Raw genomic sequence first — 20123 nt, forward strand, 5'->3', positions numbered from 1 at the left:
AATTAAGTTTTATTTAATTAAAGGCGTTTTTACTTTTATTAAAACTATTTATAGGTATACTTTTTTTATCAACAAAAAATAAAATTCAACCTTGTTATCGATTATTGACTAATACCTATTTCGTTGCAGTTATTTCAACACCAGAAGGAAGAAAGTTGTTCGCTTAGGTCGCGTTATCATTTATCGACTTAAGCTCGGGGGTTTCCTGTAATACAACACCCATTGCCAGCGTTGGCAAAGCGGAGAAAACTTTCTATGTCTTTAACGAGTAAAACATCTTGTGTTATTACAATTTCGGATGTTCCCACAACAAAGCGAATTTTAGTCATTGATGTTGGTGGTACTCATGTCAAGCTATATACCGCCCCCAACACCCCTGCCATTGAATTCGTTTCTGGGCACACCATGACACCAGAACAATTTATTCATGATGTGAATCAATGCGTTGATACCTCTCTGTTCGATGGCGTCAGTATTGGCTTTCCATCTCCTATCTCTGGAAATCGCATCCTTAAGGAACCCGTTAATTTAGCCAGTGGTTGGGTCAACTTTGATTTAGCCGATGCGTTCCCTTGCCCTATTCGCCTAATTAATGATGCCGCAATGCAAGCCGTCGGTAGCTATGAAGGTGGCAGTATGTTGTTTTTAGGGCTTGGAACTGGATTGGGAAGCGCATTGATTGTTAATCAGCAGCTACAGCCAATGGAAGTCGCGCACCTGCCATACCTTGAACACGACTATGAATACTATGTCAGTGAACATTATCGTGAATCCGAAGGTGATGCCGTGTGGCGGCAGAGTGTACTGACGGTAGTAGACCTATTTTATCAAGCATTTATGCCGGACTACATTGTTATCGGTGGCGGGAATGTGCATCAGTTTACGACGTTACCGGAACATGTACGGCGTGGAGATAATGACAAAGCTTTTCTTGGTGGAATCAGAATTTGGGGAAATAACTTATGAATCAATCATCTAACAATCAACTTCAACTCGGTTTTATAGGGCTTGGCAGAATGGGTGCAGCAATGGTTCGTCGCATCCAACAAGCAGGCATCTCGTGCGTTGTTTATGACCAAAATTCGGCTATCCGCCAGCAGCTACCTGACAGTGTTATCTTCAACCATTCATTGGAAGAATTAGTGAAGAACATGAAAGCACCACGGCATATTTGGTTAATGTTGCCCGCAGCGGTCGTGGATACTGTGATTGCTCAGCTCAAACCCTTATTGGAGAAGGGGGATACGCTGATCGATGGCGGTAACTCCCACTTTACAGAAGATATTCGCCGCGCCAATGCACTGAAAGCCGATGGAATTAACTATATGGATGTGGGAGTCAGCGGTGGTGTATGGGGTGAAGAGCGTGGTTATTGTCAGATGATTGGTGGTCCAAAAGAGCATTACCAATATTTAGAACCTGTTTTTCGTGCATTAGCACCCGGAGTCGATGCAGCGCCACGTACGGAAGGTAACCATGGTGAACCTTCACCAGCAGAGCAAGGATATCTGCACTGTGGGCCAAGTGGAGCAGGCCATTTTGTGAAGATGGTCCATAATGGCATCGAATACGGCTTAATGGCGGCTTATGCGGAAGGGCTGAATATTCTAAAACATGCGGATCAAGGGTTGCACCCAGTGGCAGCAGATGCAGAAACCGCACCACTTGAACATCCAGAGTATTATCAATATCAATTGCCTGTTGGTGAGATCAGTGAATTATGGCGTCGTGGGAGCGTGGTGGGATCGTGGTTACTCGATCTGATCGCACAAGAGATGCATCAATCCCCTGATCTGGAAAATTATGCAGGTCGTGTTTCAGATTCTGGGGAAGGCCGCTGGACCTCGACGGCGGCGATCGACCTCGGCGTGCCGGCACCAGTATTAACGAGTGCACTTTACTCACGTTTCACCTCTCGTGGCAATGACCTGTTTGCAGACCGAGTTCAGTCTGCCATGCGTCATGCTTTTGGTGGTCATAAAGAAAAAACTGAGGATCAAGGAGGGGCGAAATGAGTCGTTTCTCTTTGGTGATCTTGGGGGCAAGCGGTGATTTAACTAAACGTCTATTGATGCCTTCTCTATTTCGTTTACATCGATTAGGACTGATCCCTGATTTGAACATTATCGGGTATTCGATTGATAAATGGGATCATGACTCGTTTTTGCAACATATCCATGATGCATTGGCGGAGTTTATTACTGATTTTAATGAAACAGAATGGAAAGCGTTTAGCGAACATTTGGATTTCGTCAGTGGCTCATTAGAAGCGAATGATTTGAAGGCGTTGGAAAGTAAACTAACGCCATCTGCACTCTTTTATTTAGCCTTACCACCGACTTTATTTGGGCAAGCGGCGCAGGCGATAGGCGAAGCGGGGCTATCTAAAGAAAGTGGTGATAATTGGCGACGTATTTTAATTGAAAAACCGTTTGGTACTGATCTTGAATCGGCAGAGGTATTGCGCGGGCAAGTACATGCTTATTGGGATGAATCACAAGTTTACCGTATTGATCATTTCTTAGGAAAAGAGGCAACACAAAACTTGATGATTTTCCGTTTTGCTAACCGCGTCCTCGCCCCGGTTTGGAATGCTGAGCATATTGAGCAGGTGCAAATTACTTATGCAGAAACATTAGGTGTAGAAAACCGAGCTGTCTATTACGACCACTCTGGTGCGATGCGTGACATGCTGCAAAACCATCTTATGCAATTGCTGACATTAACGGCAATTGAGCCATTAGGGCGCTGGGATGGTGAGATTCTACGTGATCATAAAGTGGAAGTGTTGAAATCCATTCGACCAACAGATGATATGGATGCCAATGACTGGGCCGTTCGTGGGCAGTATTGTGCAGGGCAAGTGAATGGCGAAACTGCGACGGATTACTGCAACGAGCCAGGTATCCCTGTCGATACCAACACAGAAACGTTTGCCGCATTGCGAATAGAGATAGATAACTGGCGCTGGAAAGGTGTGCCTTTCTATTTACGAAGTGGTAAACGGTTAGCCAATAATTACGCTGAAATCGCTGTGCAATTTAAAGCTCCGGCCGGTGCATTACCGGGGGATATTCAGGTCGATAATAATTGGCTCGTCTTTAGATTATCCCCAACGATGGGGATGGATATGCATATGACGGCGAAGTTGCCAGGGATGAATTTAAATACGCATGGCATCGTGCTCAGCGCGCCTTATACCTTACCGGGGCAGTATGAAGTTTCGGCTTACGAGCAACTTTTAATTGATGCACTGCATGGTGAGCGTGCGCATTTCCTCCGCTTTGATGAAGTCGAATGGGCATGGCGGGTCATCGACCCTGCGCTAAAAGCGTGGCAGAAGGGAATGCCTGACCTGTATAAGGCGGGAACGGAAGGGCCAGATACGCAATCTCGGATCATGCGCCCCGGTCATCAATGGCGTTCACTGTTTGAACAGGAGGGTCGCGAATGATAGCACAGCAAGCCCCGGGCGCCCCGGGAAGCACTGCGACGTGGACAAGTAGTGCAAAAGACATGGTGGGAACGGCAATCGGTCAAGGACGAGTATGGTTTACCGTAGGTTATGGCATCTTAAATGAGGTGTATTGGCCTTCTTGCAGTACGCCACAAATTCGTGATTTAGGTTTTATTATTGCTGGGGATGACTTTTGGTCAGAGGTAAAGCGTGTCCACCAATACAGTATCACTACGCCGTCATCCTCCTTACCACTGCCAAAAATCGTGCATCAACATGAGCGTTATCGCCTTGAATTAGAGATTATCACTGATCCTGCGCGCGATGTCTTGCTGATCCATTATCATCTTGAAGGTGAAGGGCTGCGATTATATCCGCTATTAGCACCACATCTCGGCGGCGATGGTGACAATAATTATGGTTCGGTGACGTCTCAAGGGCTAGCGGCTCAGAAGAACGGGCAATATCTGATCTTGTCTGCTGAAAATGGCTTTGCAAGAGGCAGTGTGGGGTATGTTGGTAGCTCAGATGGTTGGCAGGATTTTAGTCAAAACGGTGGTATGAGTTGGGAATACCAGCAGGCTGGGCCAGGTAATATCGCGATGATAGGCGAGTTAAATCATAACTCAGGCGTATTGGCGTTAGCATTTTCTGCCAGTGCGCAAGGTGCTGCAACCTTAGCTAATAGCGCCCTAGCAGAGGGCTACCAAGAAGCAAGGCGCCAGTATGCTTATTTGTGGGCGGCATGGAATGAAACGGTGAATTTCCCTGGGTTAGATAAGCTGCCTAAAACGTTATCGGATGCTGTTCGCACTTCGGTTGTGGTCTTGAAAACCCATGAAGGTAGAACATTCCCCGGCTCGCTGGTGGCAAGTTTAAGTACGCCATGGGGAGATACTCATAAGGATCCGGGAGGATATCACCTTGTTTGGCCTCGTGACTCCGTTGAAGTCGGTTTTGCCATGTTGGCGTGTGGTTTGATCACTGAGGTTCGAGCTTTACTGGCTTACTTGATTGCTATTCAACAGCCAGATGGTCATTGGATGCAAAACAATTTCACCGATGGTCGGCCTTATTGGCAGGGGATCCAATTAGATGAAGTGGCATTGCCTGTTTTATTTGCAGCGAAATTGCATGAACAGGGCTTACTGGGGGAAATGCAAGGTGCGGCAATCCGCATGGCGCGCAAAGCGTTAGCCTTTATTGCGCAATATGGCCCAGCCAGCCCACAAGACCGCTGGGAGGAGAATTCAGGGATCAACCCATTTACGCTGTCGGTTTCGATAGCAGCATTGGTGGCTGGCGCCAAAGCGGGCTTCCTTGAGGATGGAGATAAGCAGTATGCGCTTGACTTAGCGGATGATTGGAATGAGCGGTTAGAATCATGGGTGTATGTGGCTAACACGGAGTTAGATAAAGAGCTTGGTATCTCTGGGCATTACATCCGCTTGAATCCAAATTGCCATTCTGCACGTTTTGGTGAGGTGATGTTGCGCAACCGGAACAATGAAACCATCAATACGCGTGCGTTATTGGGGATGGAATATCTCTATCTTGTTCGCTTAGGTTTACGTAAGGCATCAGATAAGCGGATTGAAGAGACGACTAAACTTGTTGATGAGCAACTGTGTGTCAATTTACCCGCGGGGCCATATTATTATCGTTATAACGAGGATGGATATGGCGAGCATGAGGATGGGCGTGCTTTTGATGGTAGTGGTGTAGGTCGTCTTTGGCCGTTACTCAGTGGGGAGCGAGGGCACTATGCCGCCGCCCGTAAAGAGGATATTAAGCCTTATTTAAATGCCATTTTGGCTTCAGCAAGTACAGGTGGTATGTTGCCGGAGCAAATTTGGGATAAGGAGAGTATACCTGAGAGGGGGCTATTAACGGGTAGGCCAAGCGGTAGTGCGATGCCACTGATTTGGGCTCATGCGGAGCTTATCAAGTTAATCTATGTGCAAAAGACGGGTGTGCCTATTGAGCAACTAAAATCGGTGAGTGAGCGTTATGGCAATAAGCCTCCAGCACCACGCGCACGTCATTGGCGTGATAATTTATCTTGTGGTGCGATACCCGCCAATCGCCAGTTATGGATTGAAGCACAAGAGCCATTTGTTTTGCATTATGGTTATGACAATTGGCAGGATATCAAGGAGCAGAGTAGCCAACCTCTCGGTTTAGGGTTATATGGTGTTGCGTTAGATGTCAGCGCATTGGCAGGAAAAACACTACAATTTACGCGTAGGTTTGATGCTAAGGGCTGGGAAGGACGTGACTGGCAAGTTGAGATAGAGGTGTAGTACTCCATTAATTAAACTAAATATCAATCGAGCACTTTATGGTGCTCGTTTTTTTTGAATATAAAATCGTACTGCACCTAAAATATAGGTCAGCGTTACCTTCTCAAAGGGCAAATTAAAAAACTATTGTTTATAGGTAATAGTGACTAATTTATGGAATAATTATATATATAAATTATTTATTCTAGGTTTTAATAGGCTGTTAATAAGAACGACAAGAAAATTATCTAATCAACACCATTTATACTTATAAACACTTCACTCTTGACTAAGCCTAATCACTTATCACGTTATAAAATTTAGCTGTTGAGATTATACTCTAACTGCGGTTAATTATTTTTTTTATTATTTTGGTTAAATATTTTGTTAACCTTATAAAAAATTTTGTTTTATATTGTAGAAATTAATCAAATCAACTATAAACAGGGTTAACTATTTATCGCTGTTTATTTCTGAGATTAGTCTTATTTATTATTAATAATATGGTTCTTAATTGGATTTTTCTTATTTTTAATTTTTTTATCGTTTTGTTTAAAATAAGTTTAATCTAGATTATTATTTTGTTTTTATGAGCAAATTATATTTACTCAGCATATTTGAATGTTGAGAATAAGTTAATGCTGGATATCGCTACTTTTATTGTTTTATTATTAAATACGTACCTCCACATTAATTGCTTGTTAAATAATGATTTTTTCCTTGTTAACTCGTAAAAAGTTATAATGTTTTACTATTATATAGTCATTAACCAATGTTCTAAAAAAAATTAATTTTTTATTAAATTACGCCTGTTTTATCTTTTTTTAACGTTAAGGAGAGTTAGTTAATTAATTGACTTTTATGCTTTTTTTGCTGCTCTGTAACATATGATTGCAAAAAACATTTTCCTTAAGGTAAGTTTTGCTATTGACCATAAACAAAATTTATATATTATATCCCGATAAAAGCCAAAATAATCAGTATAAATAATTATACACCTATATTTTTGACCACCGGGACAAGTTAACTCTCTTAATGGGTATTCTGTACTCGTTAGGACTTCTATGCTCTGAATTTATTATTCATTATAATTTTGAGCAATTTTTAATCATGTAAGCAGGTTTAAGATTTTAAGCTAATAAGGGAGCTTAACTTATAATGAGTAAAAAAGATCTCGGTAGTGTTGCACCAAAAGAAAGGATTAATATCAAATATACACCTAATGATGGTGGAGCTAAATCTGAAATAGAATTGCCGCTTAATATGCTAATCGTGGGAGACATGATTGGTCGAACGGAGGAAACTCCGATTGAAGAGCGTAAAGCTATTTCCATTAACCAGAATAACTTTAATTCAGTCATGGAGAGTGCTGGAATAAGCTTAAATATCAATGTGGAAAATACACTTGATGAGAAAAGTGATTCTGATCTTAATGTGAATTTAGATATTAAATCCCTTCAAGATTTTTCTCCCGACAATGTTGCTCGCCAAGTTCCAGAATTGAAAAAATTACTTGAACTTAGAGAGGCATTAGTCGCTTTGAAAGGTCCTCTTGGCAATATTCCTGCTTTTAGAAAACGTCTGCAAGAGCTTCTAGATAATGAAGAGACTCGCGAACAGTTGCTGAAAGAACTTGATATTGCTAGCCAAAAATAATGTTTATAGAGGATTATTTCATGTCATTAAATAGCGAAACGCAGGAACAACAAGTTTCCTCATCCAATGTTTCATTGTTAGATGAGATTATGGCTCAATCTCGTATGTCTCCTGAGTCAGAAGCTTATGGTATTGCCAAACAAGGTGTTGCTGCATTTATTAGCAATCTTTTTGCTAGCCAAAATGAAGAAGAGCAAATCAATAAGCTATTGATTGATAAAATGCTTGTTGAGTTAGATAACAAGCTGAGTACACAAGTTGACCAAATTCTTCATGCACCAAAGTTCCAAGAGCTTGAGTCTTCATGGCGTTCACTGAAACTGTTAGTTGACCGCACCGATTTTAGAGAAAACATCAAAATTAATATTCTTCATGCAACGAAAGAAGAGTTATTGGAAGATTTTGAATTCTCTCCTGAAATCGTACAATCAGGCTTCTATCAGCATGTTTACTCATCCGGTTATGGCCAGTTTGGTGGTGAGCCAGTAGCTGCTGTAGTCGGTAACTATGCTTTCAATAACACCACACCTGATTTGAAATTAATGCAGTATGTGAGTGCTGTAGGCGCTATGGCGCATGCACCATTCCTTTCTTCCGTTTCACCTAATTTCTTTGGTATTAACAGCTATGCAGAATTACCTGCGATCAAAGATATTAAGTCTGTCTTTGAAGGCCCTGCACATACTAAGTGGCGTTCATTGCGTGAAGCAGAAGATTCCCGTTATCTTGGTTTAACAGCACCTCGCTTCTTGCTGCGTCTGCCATATTCACCAACAGAAAATCCGGTTAAGTTGTTTAACTATACTGAAAATGTTAAGCAGGATCATGACCATTACCTTTGGGGAAATACGGCATTTTTATTAGCAAGCTGTATCAATGACAGTTTTGCTAAGTACCGTTGGTGCCCAAATATTATTGGCCCACAAAGTGGTGGTACAGTTAGCGATCTTCCTGTACACGTGTTTGAAGCAATGGGCGAATTACAAGCTAAAATTCCAACTGAGGTTTTAGTTACTGATCGCCGTGAATTTGAATTGGCAGAAGAAGGCTTTATTACATTGACGATGCGTAAAGGCAGCGACAATGCCGCGTTTTTCTCTGCGAACTCAGTTCAGAAACCTAAAACTTTCCCAAATACTCATGAAGGTAAAATTGCCGAAACCAATTATAAATTGGGAACTCAGCTTCCTTACATGTTCATTATCAACCGCTTAGCACACTACATTAAAGTGTTACAGCGTGAACAAATCGGTTCATGGAAAGAACGTCAAGATTTGGAACGTGAACTGAACATTTGGTTGAAGCAATACATTGCTGATCAGGAAAACCCACCGGCTGATGTACGTAGCAAACGTCCATTACGTTCAGCACAGATCCAAGTTCTCGATGTCGAAGGGGATCCAGGTTGGTATCAAGTTGCGATTCAAGTCCGCCCTCATTTCAAATACATGGGTGCTAACTTTGAATTGTCACTTGTTGGTCGCCTAGACAAAGAGTAAGGCAATGGCTGCTAACTATAACTGGGATTCTTCAGAGACTGCCAGCTTATTTGAACGCATCCAAGGGAAGAGCTCCGGCTCTTCCCATCATGCTCGAATGGATGCCTTAGTGAGATCAATTAAGAACAATTTAAATCAAATCCTAAACAGTCGACCAGATGCTTGTCAAAGTTCGGCTAGCCTAGGAGTACCTGATTTAAATGATGCAACACAAGCAGCAACAGATTTTAGGCGGAGCCTAGAACATTCTATTACAACCTGCATTCAAGACTTCGAACCTCGGATCAGTAATGTCCGAGTGACATTTATCGAAAATGATGCAGATGCCTTGTTGCTCCAGTTCAGCATCACCGCTTTTATCGATCTCGACAGCCAGCGGCAGCTCATTGAATTTAATATGCAGCTCGATAACAACCGGCGATATCAGTTGAAACAATTCTAATATGTCTTCAAACCCGTATTTTGCGAATGAACAAGAGTACTTAAAAGAGCTTGCCAGTCATATAGCGATAGAAAAGCCTCATCTTGTTGATTTATTATCCAATAAGATTCAGGATCCTGATGGTGCACGCTTGATGGATGGGTTAGCCTATCTTTCAGGAAATCTTCGTGAACAGCTTGATAGGCAATTCTCTGAATTAACGAGCAGCCTAGTCAATATGCTGTGGCCTGCTTATGCTCGTCCTTTTCCCAGCATGACTATTGTTGAGTATCAAACAGATGCTCAGACACTCAGCTATGCAAGCAAAATAGCCGCGGGCCAACCTTTTGTAGCTAAGCCCTTGTATGTTCAAGGCGAAACCCCAAATGCAGATAGCCTGCACCAATGCCGATTTAGCCAATGCAGAGACCTTTGGTTATTACCTGCAAAAATTTCACATGTACGCCAACGAACCAAGTCCATTGAGATTGACTTCAAACTCGATAAACCCCGCGTATTAGCAGAAATTGGCTTAGATAAGTTGCGTATCCATTTGAATGGTGCAACCTATACGACACATCAATTATTTTATTTGTTGAGCCATCGCATTAAGCAAGTGACGCTTGTCACCGAACATCATCGGTTGCCTTTAGATAATTTTGCAGCATTGCCAGTGGGTTTCAAAAAAGAAGATGCTTTATTGCCGTACCCAAAAAATAGCTACGATGGGTATCGTATCTTGCAAGAGTACTTCTGTTTTCCTGAAGCCTTTATGTTTATGGATATTAAAGGCCTTGAAGACCTACCTTTAGCACTGAATACAGATTCCTTCACATTAGAGATTGTGTTTGAAACGGAGATCCCTGACGCGGTGGTGATCCGAGATGACAGCATCAAACTGAATTGTGTACCTATTGCCAATTTGTTCACTATTGACAGTGAAGCTATTGACCTTACAGGTAAAAATGATGACTACATCTTGAGCGCCAGTTACCGAACACCACTTTGTTATGACATTTTTTCGATTAACCAAGTACAAGGGTTAAGGTATCCACAAAATGCCTCTCCTTATGCCGTCAATTACACCGCATTTGAAAGCTTTCATCACCAAAGCCATAACCTGAAAGATAAAAATCATGGCTATTACAGGCTAAAAATCAATCAGATGAGAGAGGCGGTAGGCTATCGGCATACGCTCTCCTTTGTGCGTGACAATGAAACAAAACTACAAAACTGTGAAGAAACCGTTTCTGTGTCATTAAATTGCACAAATAGGAATGTTGCTTCAAGGCTTTCAACCCATTCGATTTCACTTGATAAAGCCTATCGACCGGAAGGTGCTTTATCTGCCACAAACTTGTTTAAGCCAACAGCGCCATTATACCCATTGTTGGGTCAAACATTGTATTGGTCTGAATTAACGAATCTTTCGTTAAATTATCAATCACTTTTGAATCTAACCTCGTTGAAGCAGATTCTTCAACTCTATGATTTACCGTCTGTTTTTAATCGTCAAACAGCAAGGCAATCTCAGCAGTGCTTAGATTCTCTCATTAGCTTAAACACAGAGCATATTGAGCATCTTTATCGTGGGTTACCAGTAAGAGGATTAAAAACGACATTAACGGTTCGTCAAAGTGCTTTTTTAAGTGAGGGTAGCTTGTACTTATTTTGTACAGTTATTGCTCAATTTTTTGCTTTGTATACCAGCGTGAATATGTTTCATGAGCTGGAAGTAATCAATATTGATAATAAGGAAACCTACCGGTGGCCAGCACAAATCAATCAGCAAATACTGAAGTGATAGCGCGCTGGCTAGATGAAGCTGGCAATTCTGTTACTGAATATAGTTTTTATCAACTTGTTGAACTACTTAATAAGTTACAAGGTAAAAGCACAACCACGCAGGAAACAACGGATGAAATAATTCGTTTTAAGTCCTGTGCAAATATTGCTTTTCCTACGAGAGATGTCATCTCAGTCAAAAAGAATCAAAACGGGCAGTTTGAGCTTGAAGTCTCCTTCTTGGGGTTACACGGTAGTCAGTCTCCGTTACCGAGCTATTATCTGGATGATTTTGCTTGGGAAGATGCCCAACAACAACCTAGCGTGACAGATTATTTGAACCTTTTTAATCACCGTTTAGTCACGCTTTTACATCGTATTTGGCGTAAATACCGTTACTACATTTGCTTTGAAAATGAGGGAGTTGATTCATTTTCTCGCTATATGTTTTCGTTGGTTGGCTTAGGGAATGAAGTCAACAGAGAAAGAGTTCATATCAATCACAGTAAGATGTTGGCCTACGCTGGGCTTTTAGCGAGTCCAAGCCGTTCTCCCGATGTTATCAGTAGTTTAATTGCCCACTGTTTCGATCTCGAACACGTTGAAGTTATCGGTTGGGAAACTCGTAAAGTACCTATTCCTGAAAATCAACAAAATCGGTTAGGTGTGATTTCTCATCAGGCTGGGAAGAAATCGCAGCCCCGTATGTTATTGGGCGATAACTTTAGTTTGGGCGGGCATATCTATGATTGTAATGGCAAATGTACCGTCGAAATCAGTGAATTATCACTCGAGCGTTATATGTCCTTTCTGCCTAATGGAGCTAATTTTTTACCTCTTGTCGCTTTTGTCTCTTACATCTTCCATGAGCAGTTGGCATGGGACTTACGGCTCAATATTGCTGAAAAACAAGCTGAAGGGATCCGTTTAGGCCAGAAACAACACAATCAATTAGGGTGGCAAAGCTTTTTAGGTAAACCTGAGAAACAACCTAATGTCACCATTACTGTACTGGAATAAATCGCATGGATAAGTATTTACCGACAATTTCATTTCGCCTGATTAATAGTGAATTACTCGAAAGCGGTTATGTTTCGAGTATGACATTTTCACAAGATGGCGGGCAAATAGGCAGTAGCGCACAGTGCCAGTGGCAGATTCAAGATAACCAAAATTCCGTGGCACCAGTGCAATGCACTATTCTTTGGAAGGATAAGCACTTTTGCATTAAGACCAATACAGAATCAGTTTATGTTAATAATGCGATTGTACCTCTTCATCTTGATGCGGTACGGCTTGCTCATGGTGACCAGATCAAAATTGGTCAGCTTAAATTGTCTGTTAATGTGAATCTTACTGGACAACCAGCAGAAGACTTAATGGCTGTCACCCCTCAATCACTGGTTTCTAGCGATAGTAATCCATTAGATTCTCTATTTAATACCACACCGACTCAATCTTATGAGCAAGAGGAGTATGAGCTTGCTCCGACCGTTCAAGGGTCCCTAACGTATGATCCGCTTCAAGCCTTAGAAAATGAGAGTCTTAGCTTAATTTCTCAGAAAAATAAGCAAGCTTCAGACCCATTATTAATGAATGAAGCACACTTAACGCACTCAGTCACCTCCCCATTTTCAGATAATCAAGGGAATACCATGGTTCAGGAATTTATGGATTTACCAAAAATCACACCAACACTTGATGACACTATCACAGACATTGAGCATGTGGCTGTAAACCCTTTAATGCAAGGGCTTGGTATTCATTTAAATTTACAAACTTCACAACAAGCGAATGATTTTCTAGTGGAGCTAGGGAAGACTATTCGCTCCGCCATCGAAGGTTTATTGGCATTACAGCAACAGCAAGAAAGCCTGCAAGATAAGCAACTTAGACCAATTGAAGATAACCCATTGCGTTTAAACAGCAGTTATGAAGAAACAATGAAGTTGATGTTTACGGACGAACGTAGTCCCGTTCATTTATCAGCCCCTTCAGCGGTAGCAGAAAGTTTGCATAACATTCAGTTGCATTATCGAGCAAACCAAGAAGCTATTTCGACGGCACTTTCAACGATGTTGGCTGCTTTCTCTCCTGAACACCTTTTAAATCGTTTCGCGCACTATCGCCGTGCTTCAGATAACTCTTCGACAAACGATGCTTGGGCATGGGAAATGTACACCAACTACTATAAAGAGCTGTCATCTTCTCGCCAGCAAGGTTTTGAAAAGCTGTTCTATGAAGTCTATACCCATGCCTATGACAGAGCCTTAAGAAAAGGGCTTGAGGAAGCATAATATGCGTGCGAAAACCTTACTAGGATATCTATTTTTACTCTTTTCAATGATGGCGCTTAGTGGATGTACTAAGCCATTGGAAGCTGTATCCAAAATAGGTCAAGTCATATTAGACCCTTCGATTCCTATCGGGCCGCCACAAGATAGGCCATCAACGATATCGTTGACTATCTTGGCTGAGCCCAACATCAACCCAAATCAGGATGGTGAAGCAACGCCACTGAATCTACAGATTGTCTACATGAATGAAGATTCATTGTTTGCTGCGCTCGATTTTGATCAGATTGAAGAGAAAGATGGGGATCTCGAAAAGGTACTGAAAAAAAACTATATCGACCATCAGGACTACACCATTTTACCTGGGCAATACAAGCCGCTACCTGACATTGAGCTATATCCAGACAATCGTTATATCGGGGTCATTGGTTACTACTCAGACCCTGATAACGCGGAATGGAAAAAAATTGTTAAGGCACGTGGAAAAGGACGCCATTACTTCCTCCTAGCTCATATCAGAGGAAATGAAATCGAATTTAGACAAGAGGAAGATGACTAATATGTCGACAAAAAATAGAGTGATTTGGCGTGAAGGTTTATTTATTAAGCCTCAGCATTTTCAGCAGCAACAGCGTCATCAAGACTATATTACTGAAAGCATACTGAAGAGCTATATTTCTCATTTTTGGGGGCTCAGTTCGTTAATTCTGAGTGATGAATTGTATAGCTTAGGTCGTATTGGTATCAAGGAAGCTTCAGGTGTGATGCCTGACGGCACAATCTTTTCTATGCCTCATCAAGATATTCTTCCTCAACCTATTGATATTAAAAATATTAGTGATGGTGATAACAATATCGTTTACCTTGCATTTCCCTTAGTGAATAGCACGGTCAATGAAGTGTCGACTGAACATAGTGGTAACCGCTTGTTATCACGTTATAGCGACAGTATGGAAGATGTTCGCGACCTGCATACGGAAGGTGGGGATGTCAGTACGATCAATGTGGCCAAATTAAGACCGATCCTGAAGCAAGGCTCCAAAGAGATGGATGCTTATGTCACTTTGCCTATTTGTAAAATTAGGGAACGTGGTGCTGATGGCAGCTTAACACTTGAGAATGACTTTATTCCGACATGTTTGAATGTGCGTATCTCACCAATGCTAAATGAGTTCCTGAATGAAATTCATGGTGCTTTATATGAGCGTGGTAAACAAATTGCGTTACGTATTGGCTCCCCAGGGCAACAAGGTGTCGCGGATGTAGCAGAATTTATGATGTTGCAGGTATTAAATCGTACCTATCCATTGTATTCGCATTATGCGCAAGAGCCGGTTATTCATCCGGAAAAACTGTTTAGAGATTTGCTCGAATTGTGTGGTGAATTACAAACGTTCACTAATACCTCTCGTTTACCTGATTCTGTGGCTAAATATAAACATTTCAATTTATCTGAAAGCTATATCCCACTCATCAAAGATATTAGGGAAGCACTGAGTGTGGTGTTAACACCTCGCGCAATTCCAATTCCATTAGATACGCAAGAACACGGTATTCGTGTTGCGACGATCCATGATAAGCAGTTACTGCAAAAAGCAGAATTTATTATTGCGGTCAAAGCGAATATGCCACAAGAACAGTTACGTCAACTGTTCCCACAACAATCGAAGATCTCTTCAGTGAGCAATATTCGTAAAGTGGTCAGCGTGCAGATCCCAGGTGTGAAATTGATTCCATTATCAACGGCACCACGTCAATTACCTTATCACTCTGGTTATAACTACTTCGAATTAGATAGAAGTGGCGATGTTTGGCAGGAAATTAAGCAGCACTCCAATATGGCATTCCACGTTTCTGGCAATTTCCCTGAGCTTGATATTCAACTTTGGGCGGTAAGAGGCGGAATAGACAATGACTAATGCAGCTTTCCTTAATGACTATGCCGAACAGGGCAACTTGCAAAAAAATTATCAGTTGCCTTTGCGGGGGAATAGCATCAATCCAATGATTGATGCTGCGACGCCATTGCTTGGGATGGTTCTCAGAATGAAAGCGATGTCAGAAACCCCTCTTTCGGAAAAGTTATATCAGCAGGTGGTGACCGATATCACCTCAATAGAGCAACAACTACAAACCCAAGGTTATGAACCTGGGGCTATTGTTTCATTTCGCTATGTTCTATGCACCTTTATTGATGAAACAGCATTGGGATTAGGTTGGAACCAAGACAACGGCTGGGTTAAACAGTCGTTATTAGTACACTTCCATAATGAATCTTGGGGTGGTGAAAAGGTTTTTGTATTAATTGAGCGGTTACTCGGTGAGCCTAAACGCTATCTCGATTTGCTGGAATTTATCTATTTGTGTTTGTGCCTTGGCTATCGTGGTCGCTACAAAGTGACAACAGGGCATAGTGATGAATTTAACCATTTACTCAGACGGTTACAGAAACAGATTCAGCAACTTAGAGGCGAAGCAAAACCCGTTATCCTTTTTGATGAAGGGGGTAATAAACACCATCGCTACCGTTTAGGCCGGCGCTTTGGTGTTCGCTACGTTATTCTTGGCGCCGTTATCTTAGCGGCAATTATTTACAGCATTTATTCATCCCGACTGAATCATCAAACACTCAGTATCGTGGAACAGCTTAATACTTTACTCGGCTAGGATGCACTATGATTCAAATTGATCTTTCGACACTCGTTAACCGTCTTCACCCTATCGCGAAGCATGCGTTAGAAAGTGCTGCGGCTTATTGTGTGAGCCATCAGCAGCCTGAAATTACGGTATCGCAATTTTTGCAACAACTGGTCGAAACACCATTGACGGATATTCGCTTAATTAGCCATAAAGCGGATCTGGATTTAGTCGCACTTGTTGAATTGTTAGAAGTACAAATTCCGCCACATCATGCGATTACTCAAAGCTATCCGAGTTTTTCTCCGTTATTGATTGAATGGATGAAAGACAGTTGGTTATTAGCCTCGACAGAATATAACCACAGTGAATTACGCTCTGGTACTCTGTTTTTAACCCTTTTGCAGATGCCATTACGTTATCTGTCAAAACCGGTTGCTGATTTATTATCACAAGTAAATCGTGAACAACTGCGACTGAATTTTGATAGTTGGACTGCGGGTTCGGCTGAAGCACCACTGACTGAAGCAGAAAAACAATCTGGAGAGAGTCGTCCTGCGGACTCTTTACTGGCGAAGTTCACGCAAAATATGACTCAGCAAGCGCGTGATAACCAATTAGACCCTGTTTTATGCCGTGATCATGAAATTGATTTAATGATCGATATCTTGTGTCGTCGTCGTAAAAACAACCCCGTGGTTGTGGGAGAGCCGGGGGTAGGTAAAAGCGCCCTAATCGAAGGATTGGCATTGCGTATTATTGCAGGTGAAATCCCTGAAAAATTACGTGGGTGTGAATTACTTACTTTAGACCTTGGTGCTTTACAAGCGGGTGCTGCGGTCAAAGGTGAATTTGAAAAACGCTTCAAAGGCATTATGCAGGAAGTGAGTCAATCACCTCATCCTATCATTTTGTTTATTGATGAAGCACATACCTTAATTGGTGCGGGTAACCAACAAGGTGGATTGGATGTCTCCAACCTATTAAAACCCGCCTTGGCTCGCGGTGAATTACGTACTATCGCGGCGACAACATGGAGTGAATACAAAAAGTATTTCGAAAAAGATGCTGCCCTTGCGCGCCGTTTCCAACTTGTTCAAGTTAAAGAGCCAACGGCGGCAGAAGCCGTCATCATCATGCGTGGCCTACGCTCTATTTATGAAAAAGCGCATAAGGTCTTTATTGATGATGAAGCATTGCGTGCGAGTGCTGAGTTAAGTGAGCGCTACCTATCAGGTCGCCAACTCCCAGATAAAGCGATTGATGTACTTGATACGGCGGGGGCTCGTGCGGCTATCAACTTATCTTCACCGCCGAAAAAGCTCTCGTTGCTGAAAACGGAACTTCATCAGATTGGTATGGAAACGGATGTGCTACAACGTGAACAACAATTGGGGCTTAATGACCATAGTTCGCGTCTGAGTGCACTAGCTGAACAGGCTGAAACTATCAATGCTCAGGTTGAGGAGCTACAAACCGCGTGGGAAACCCAGCAAGAGATTGTTTCTCAAATTATTGCATTAAGAGCGCAGCTACTGGACAGCGACCAAAGTGAAGAGCTTCCAACTAACGACAGTTTGGTATTAAAAGAGCAGCTTAAACAATTAAATGAGCAATTGAATGAGCTACATGAACAGCATTTATTAGTCTCGCCACATGTCGATAAAAAACAAATTGCTGCCGTTATTGCTGAATGGACGGGGGTACCTTTAAATCGTTTATCGCAAGATGCTCTATCAGTGGTAACGGAGTTACCCGTTTATTTAGAACAAACAATCAAAGGGCAATCATTAGCGATTGAGTGCTTACATAAGCATTTGTTAACTGCTCGCGCTGACTTACGACGCCCAGGTCGACCGTTAGGTGCATTTTTATTGGCGGGGCCAAGTGGTGTCGGTAAAACAGAAACGGTTATTCAAATAGCACAACTGATGTTTGGTGGAACGCAATATTTAACGACAATCAATATGTCAGAGTTCCAAGAGAAACATACAGTTTCACGGCTGATCGGTTCACCTCCAGGTTATGTTGGTTATGGTGAAGGCGGCGTACTGACAGAAGCGATCCGCCAAAAGCCTTATTCTGTTGTTTTATTGGATGAAGTTGAAAAAGCCCATCCTGATGTTCTGAATCTATTCTATCAAGCCTTTGATAAAGGTGAATTAGCCGATGGGGAAGGGCGAATTATTGACTGCAAAAATGTCGCTTTCTTCCTAACGTCTAATCTAGGCGACCAAATCATTACTGCCTATGCAGATAAGCCTGATGAGTTGCAAGATGCGCTTTATCCGGAATTAACCGCATTTTTCAAACCTGCACTGCTGGCACGTATGGAAGTGGTTCCTTATTTACCATTATCTCAAGAGATCCTTCAGCAAATTGTCGGTGGCAAGTTAGCTCGTCTGACTTCGTTACTTGAACAGCGTTTTGGTGCGGAAGTTGTGGTCGATGACAGTGTACCTACAGAGATCTTACGTCGTGCTTCTCGTGCGGAGAATGGTGCGCGGATATTAGAATCCATCATCGATGGCGCACTGTTACCACCGTTATCGCTACTGCTACTACAGCACAGCGCAAAAAATGAAGACATTAATCACATTCAATTATCAACACAGAACGATGAGTTCGTTGCGACGGTGAATGCTGAACTATGAAATCACGACTGAAAAATGCCTTAGCCTTACTTGAATGCACTAATTTGGATGTGTTAGCGAGCCAATTTTTAACGTTTAGCTTTACACGCAGTCCATTTAGCGCACTGATTGTGTCATTAATTAACCGACCTGAAAATTGCTTACAGAGTTGGAGTATTAAGCAATCAAATGAAGTAGAACAAGGGCATTTGGATGTCGAGATCAGCGATGCTGACCACCCTTTGATTCAGTTGATATCAAGGGGTGAAAGTGTCCTATGGGAGAACCTGAATCAAGGAATTCACATCAATGATAATAGGTTTCGCCAATTTGTGGCTGAATTACCAATAGGTACAGGGTTGTATAGCCTCCCATTAACAGATTTACGTCATAAAATTTGCGGAGCTATTATTTTGTTTGGGAAATCACTCAATACGGAGAGTTATGAGCAAGGAATTTTCCCTATTTATTGTGCGTTATTTCACCATCAGTTGAAAAGTCTCCTCGAATTATCTTTGACTCAGCAGAAGATTTCTCACCTGCAATACCTTAATTCACTACAACAAGATCGTGAACGGCAACTACAGGCAGCTGTGAATATGTTAACGACGTCAGCTCCACCTGTTGCGAGTCACCATTTCTCTGATTTTAGAGAGATTGATGACTTAACCGTGGCAACTGAACGTTACGAAGAGCAAATTTTAAAAGACCGACAACAACAGGTTAATGGTGATTTAGATACGATGGCAACGAGTCTGAATTTATCGAAACGGTCCCTAATATACAAATTGAAAAAATACGGGTGCATGAGATGAATATTTCACCGCTTACATTGTGGTTGATGACCTCTTTATTCGTCGTCACCACTGCCTCAGCGGAAAAAACAAATCCGCAAGCACTGGCTCAGGCGCTTTCAGAGTGCCGCCTTGAGTCGTCTCAACTGATCCGTCTTGCGTGCTATGACCAAATCATGGCCGACTCACCTGCACAGACACCTTTTGACCCGAGTCAAATGGGTAAAGCATGGCGCCAGGCAATGGAGCATGAAATGCAACGAGAAGATAATAGCGCGGGGTTTTTAGTCACCCTTCCTGAAACAGGAAATTACCCAGTTATTATGACTATCCCTGCGATTGGTTTTGCGCCGCCTCGCCCAGTCATGATGATCAGTTGTATCGACAATATTACTCGATTGCAGGTTGCCCTCCCTCGCCAACAGGAGGCGGGAAGTGTGATGTTAACGACAGACAAAACGCAATTCACTGCCGATTGGTTTCTTCGTGAAAACGGTTATGTATTGGAGTCGAGTCGTGGCATTCCCGGCATTGATGAAATTAAACGTTTATTAAACGGTGAAACACTGACGTTGAAATTAGCAAACAATGACCGGCTAACTTTCAATATTTCAGGTATTTCAACTGATATCAAACCGCTAAGAACGGCCTGTCACTGGTAAGCA

At 42.2% G+C, this 20123-nt stretch carries 16 protein-coding genes; all 16 read left to right on the forward strand.

Features of this window, described 5'->3' with window-relative positions; translation table 11 throughout:
* The first annotated feature begins 255 nt into the window (after positions 1-255).
* The 16 genes from I3B46_RS00770 to vasI all read left to right on the forward strand — a co-directional run bounded on the left by I3B46_RS00770 (position 256) and on the right by vasI (position 20120).
* A complete protein-coding gene (locus I3B46_RS00770) occupies positions 256-966 on the forward strand; it encodes an ROK family protein (RefSeq protein ID WP_004926291.1) in 711 nt (236 codons plus the stop codon).
* On the forward strand, positions 963-2015 hold the full coding sequence (gene gnd / locus I3B46_RS00775) for a phosphogluconate dehydrogenase (NAD(+)-dependent, decarboxylating) (RefSeq protein ID WP_004926293.1): 1053 nt from the start codon (positions 963-965) through the stop codon (positions 2013-2015). Before I3B46_RS00770 ends, gnd begins: the two co-directional genes overlap by 4 nt.
* On the forward strand, positions 2012-3454 hold the full coding sequence (zwf, locus tag I3B46_RS00780) for a glucose-6-phosphate dehydrogenase (RefSeq protein WP_004926295.1): 1443 nt from the start codon (positions 2012-2014) through the stop codon (positions 3452-3454). The genes gnd and zwf overlap by 4 nt, the downstream gene beginning before the upstream one ends.
* Positions 3451-5760, forward strand: coding sequence for a glycoside hydrolase family 15 protein (locus I3B46_RS00785; RefSeq protein WP_104873076.1), 2310 nt, complete (start codon positions 3451-3453; stop codon positions 5758-5760). Before zwf ends, I3B46_RS00785 begins: the two co-directional genes overlap by 4 nt.
* A 1137-nt stretch (positions 5761-6897) precedes the next feature.
* The gene (gene tssB / locus I3B46_RS00790) at positions 6898-7395 is read left to right on the forward strand and encodes a type VI secretion system contractile sheath small subunit (RefSeq protein WP_004926301.1); all 498 of its coding nucleotides are present in this window, start codon (positions 6898-6900) and stop codon (positions 7393-7395) included.
* Between the two features lie 20 nt (positions 7396-7415).
* Positions 7416-8894, forward strand: a complete 1479-nt coding sequence (tssC, locus tag I3B46_RS00795; protein ID WP_014657067.1) for a type VI secretion system contractile sheath large subunit — start codon at positions 7416-7418, stop codon at positions 8892-8894.
* Positions 8895-8898: 4 nt separating this feature from the next.
* Positions 8899-9336 (forward strand): type VI secretion system baseplate subunit TssE, encoded by a 438-nt coding sequence (gene tssE, locus I3B46_RS00800; RefSeq protein ID WP_004926302.1) that lies wholly within the window; start codon positions 8899-8901, stop codon positions 9334-9336.
* Between the two features lies 1 nt (position 9337).
* Positions 9338-11119 (forward strand): type VI secretion system baseplate subunit TssF, encoded by a 1782-nt coding sequence (gene tssF / locus I3B46_RS00805; protein ID WP_004926305.1) that lies wholly within the window; start codon positions 9338-9340, stop codon positions 11117-11119.
* On the forward strand, positions 11083-12120 hold the full coding sequence (gene tssG / locus I3B46_RS00810) for a type VI secretion system baseplate subunit TssG (protein WP_040132661.1): 1038 nt from the start codon (positions 11083-11085) through the stop codon (positions 12118-12120). Before tssF ends, tssG begins: the two co-directional genes overlap by 37 nt.
* A gap of 5 nt (positions 12121-12125) precedes the next feature.
* The gene (gene tagH, locus I3B46_RS00815; RefSeq protein WP_014657065.1) at positions 12126-13397 is read left to right on the forward strand and encodes a type VI secretion system-associated FHA domain protein TagH; all 1272 of its coding nucleotides are present in this window, start codon (positions 12126-12128) and stop codon (positions 13395-13397) included.
* 1 nt (position 13398) lies between these two features.
* On the forward strand, positions 13399-13953 hold the full coding sequence (gene tssJ, locus I3B46_RS00820; protein ID WP_004926310.1) for a type VI secretion system lipoprotein TssJ: 555 nt from the start codon (positions 13399-13401) through the stop codon (positions 13951-13953).
* 1 nt (position 13954) lies between these two features.
* Complete coding sequence (tssK, locus tag I3B46_RS00825) at positions 13955-15313, forward strand: type VI secretion system baseplate subunit TssK (protein ID WP_036942310.1); 1359 nt, start codon at positions 13955-13957, stop codon at positions 15311-15313.
* Positions 15306-16061, forward strand: coding sequence for a type IVB secretion system protein IcmH/DotU (gene icmH / locus I3B46_RS00830; RefSeq protein ID WP_004926314.1), 756 nt, complete (start codon positions 15306-15308; stop codon positions 16059-16061). Before tssK ends, icmH begins: the two co-directional genes overlap by 8 nt.
* 8 nt (positions 16062-16069) lie before the next feature.
* Complete coding sequence (gene tssH, locus I3B46_RS00835) at positions 16070-18685, forward strand: type VI secretion system ATPase TssH (protein ID WP_014657061.1); 2616 nt, start codon at positions 16070-16072, stop codon at positions 18683-18685.
* Positions 18682-19479, forward strand: coding sequence for a hypothetical protein (locus tag I3B46_RS22250; RefSeq protein WP_004926317.1), 798 nt, complete (start codon positions 18682-18684; stop codon positions 19477-19479). The genes tssH and I3B46_RS22250 overlap by 4 nt, the downstream gene beginning before the upstream one ends.
* Positions 19476-20120, forward strand: coding sequence for a type VI secretion system-associated protein VasI (vasI, locus tag I3B46_RS00845; protein ID WP_004926319.1), 645 nt, complete (start codon positions 19476-19478; stop codon positions 20118-20120). The genes I3B46_RS22250 and vasI overlap by 4 nt, the downstream gene beginning before the upstream one ends.
* Positions 20121-20123 lie beyond the last annotated feature (3 nt).

This window comes from Providencia sp. 2.29 (genome assembly GCF_015832305.1).
Classification (GTDB): domain Bacteria; phylum Pseudomonadota; class Gammaproteobacteria; order Enterobacterales; family Enterobacteriaceae; genus Providencia; species Providencia stuartii.

Bases quoted from the DNA above. Each gene is read 5' to 3' on its own strand.
- I3B46_RS00770 (WP_004926291.1), top strand. From the start codon at position 256: ATGTCTTTAACGAGTAAAACATCTTGTGTTATTACAATTTCGGATGTT.
- gnd (WP_004926293.1), top strand. From the start codon at position 963: ATGAATCAATCATCTAACAATCAACTTCAACTCGGTTTTATAGGGCTT.
- zwf (WP_004926295.1), top strand. From the start codon at position 2,012: ATGAGTCGTTTCTCTTTGGTGATCTTGGGGGCAAGCGGTGATTTAACT.
- I3B46_RS00785 (WP_104873076.1), top strand. From the start codon at position 3,451: ATGATAGCACAGCAAGCCCCGGGCGCCCCGGGAAGCACTGCGACGTGG.
- tssB (WP_004926301.1), top strand. From the start codon at position 6,898: ATGAGTAAAAAAGATCTCGGTAGTGTTGCACCAAAAGAAAGGATTAAT.
- tssC (WP_014657067.1), top strand. From the start codon at position 7,416: ATGTCATTAAATAGCGAAACGCAGGAACAACAAGTTTCCTCATCCAAT.
- tssE (WP_004926302.1), top strand. From the start codon at position 8,899: ATGGCTGCTAACTATAACTGGGATTCTTCAGAGACTGCCAGCTTATTT.
- tssF (WP_004926305.1), top strand. From the start codon at position 9,338: ATGTCTTCAAACCCGTATTTTGCGAATGAACAAGAGTACTTAAAAGAG.
- tagH (WP_014657065.1), top strand. From the start codon at position 12,126: ATGGATAAGTATTTACCGACAATTTCATTTCGCCTGATTAATAGTGAA.
- tssJ (WP_004926310.1), top strand. From the start codon at position 13,399: ATGCGTGCGAAAACCTTACTAGGATATCTATTTTTACTCTTTTCAATG.
- tssK (WP_036942310.1), top strand. From the start codon at position 13,955: ATGTCGACAAAAAATAGAGTGATTTGGCGTGAAGGTTTATTTATTAAG.
- icmH (WP_004926314.1), top strand. From the start codon at position 15,306: ATGACTAATGCAGCTTTCCTTAATGACTATGCCGAACAGGGCAACTTG.
- tssH (WP_014657061.1), top strand. From the start codon at position 16,070: ATGATTCAAATTGATCTTTCGACACTCGTTAACCGTCTTCACCCTATC.
- I3B46_RS22250 (WP_004926317.1), top strand. From the start codon at position 18,682: ATGAAATCACGACTGAAAAATGCCTTAGCCTTACTTGAATGCACTAAT.
- vasI (WP_004926319.1), top strand. From the start codon at position 19,476: ATGAATATTTCACCGCTTACATTGTGGTTGATGACCTCTTTATTCGTC.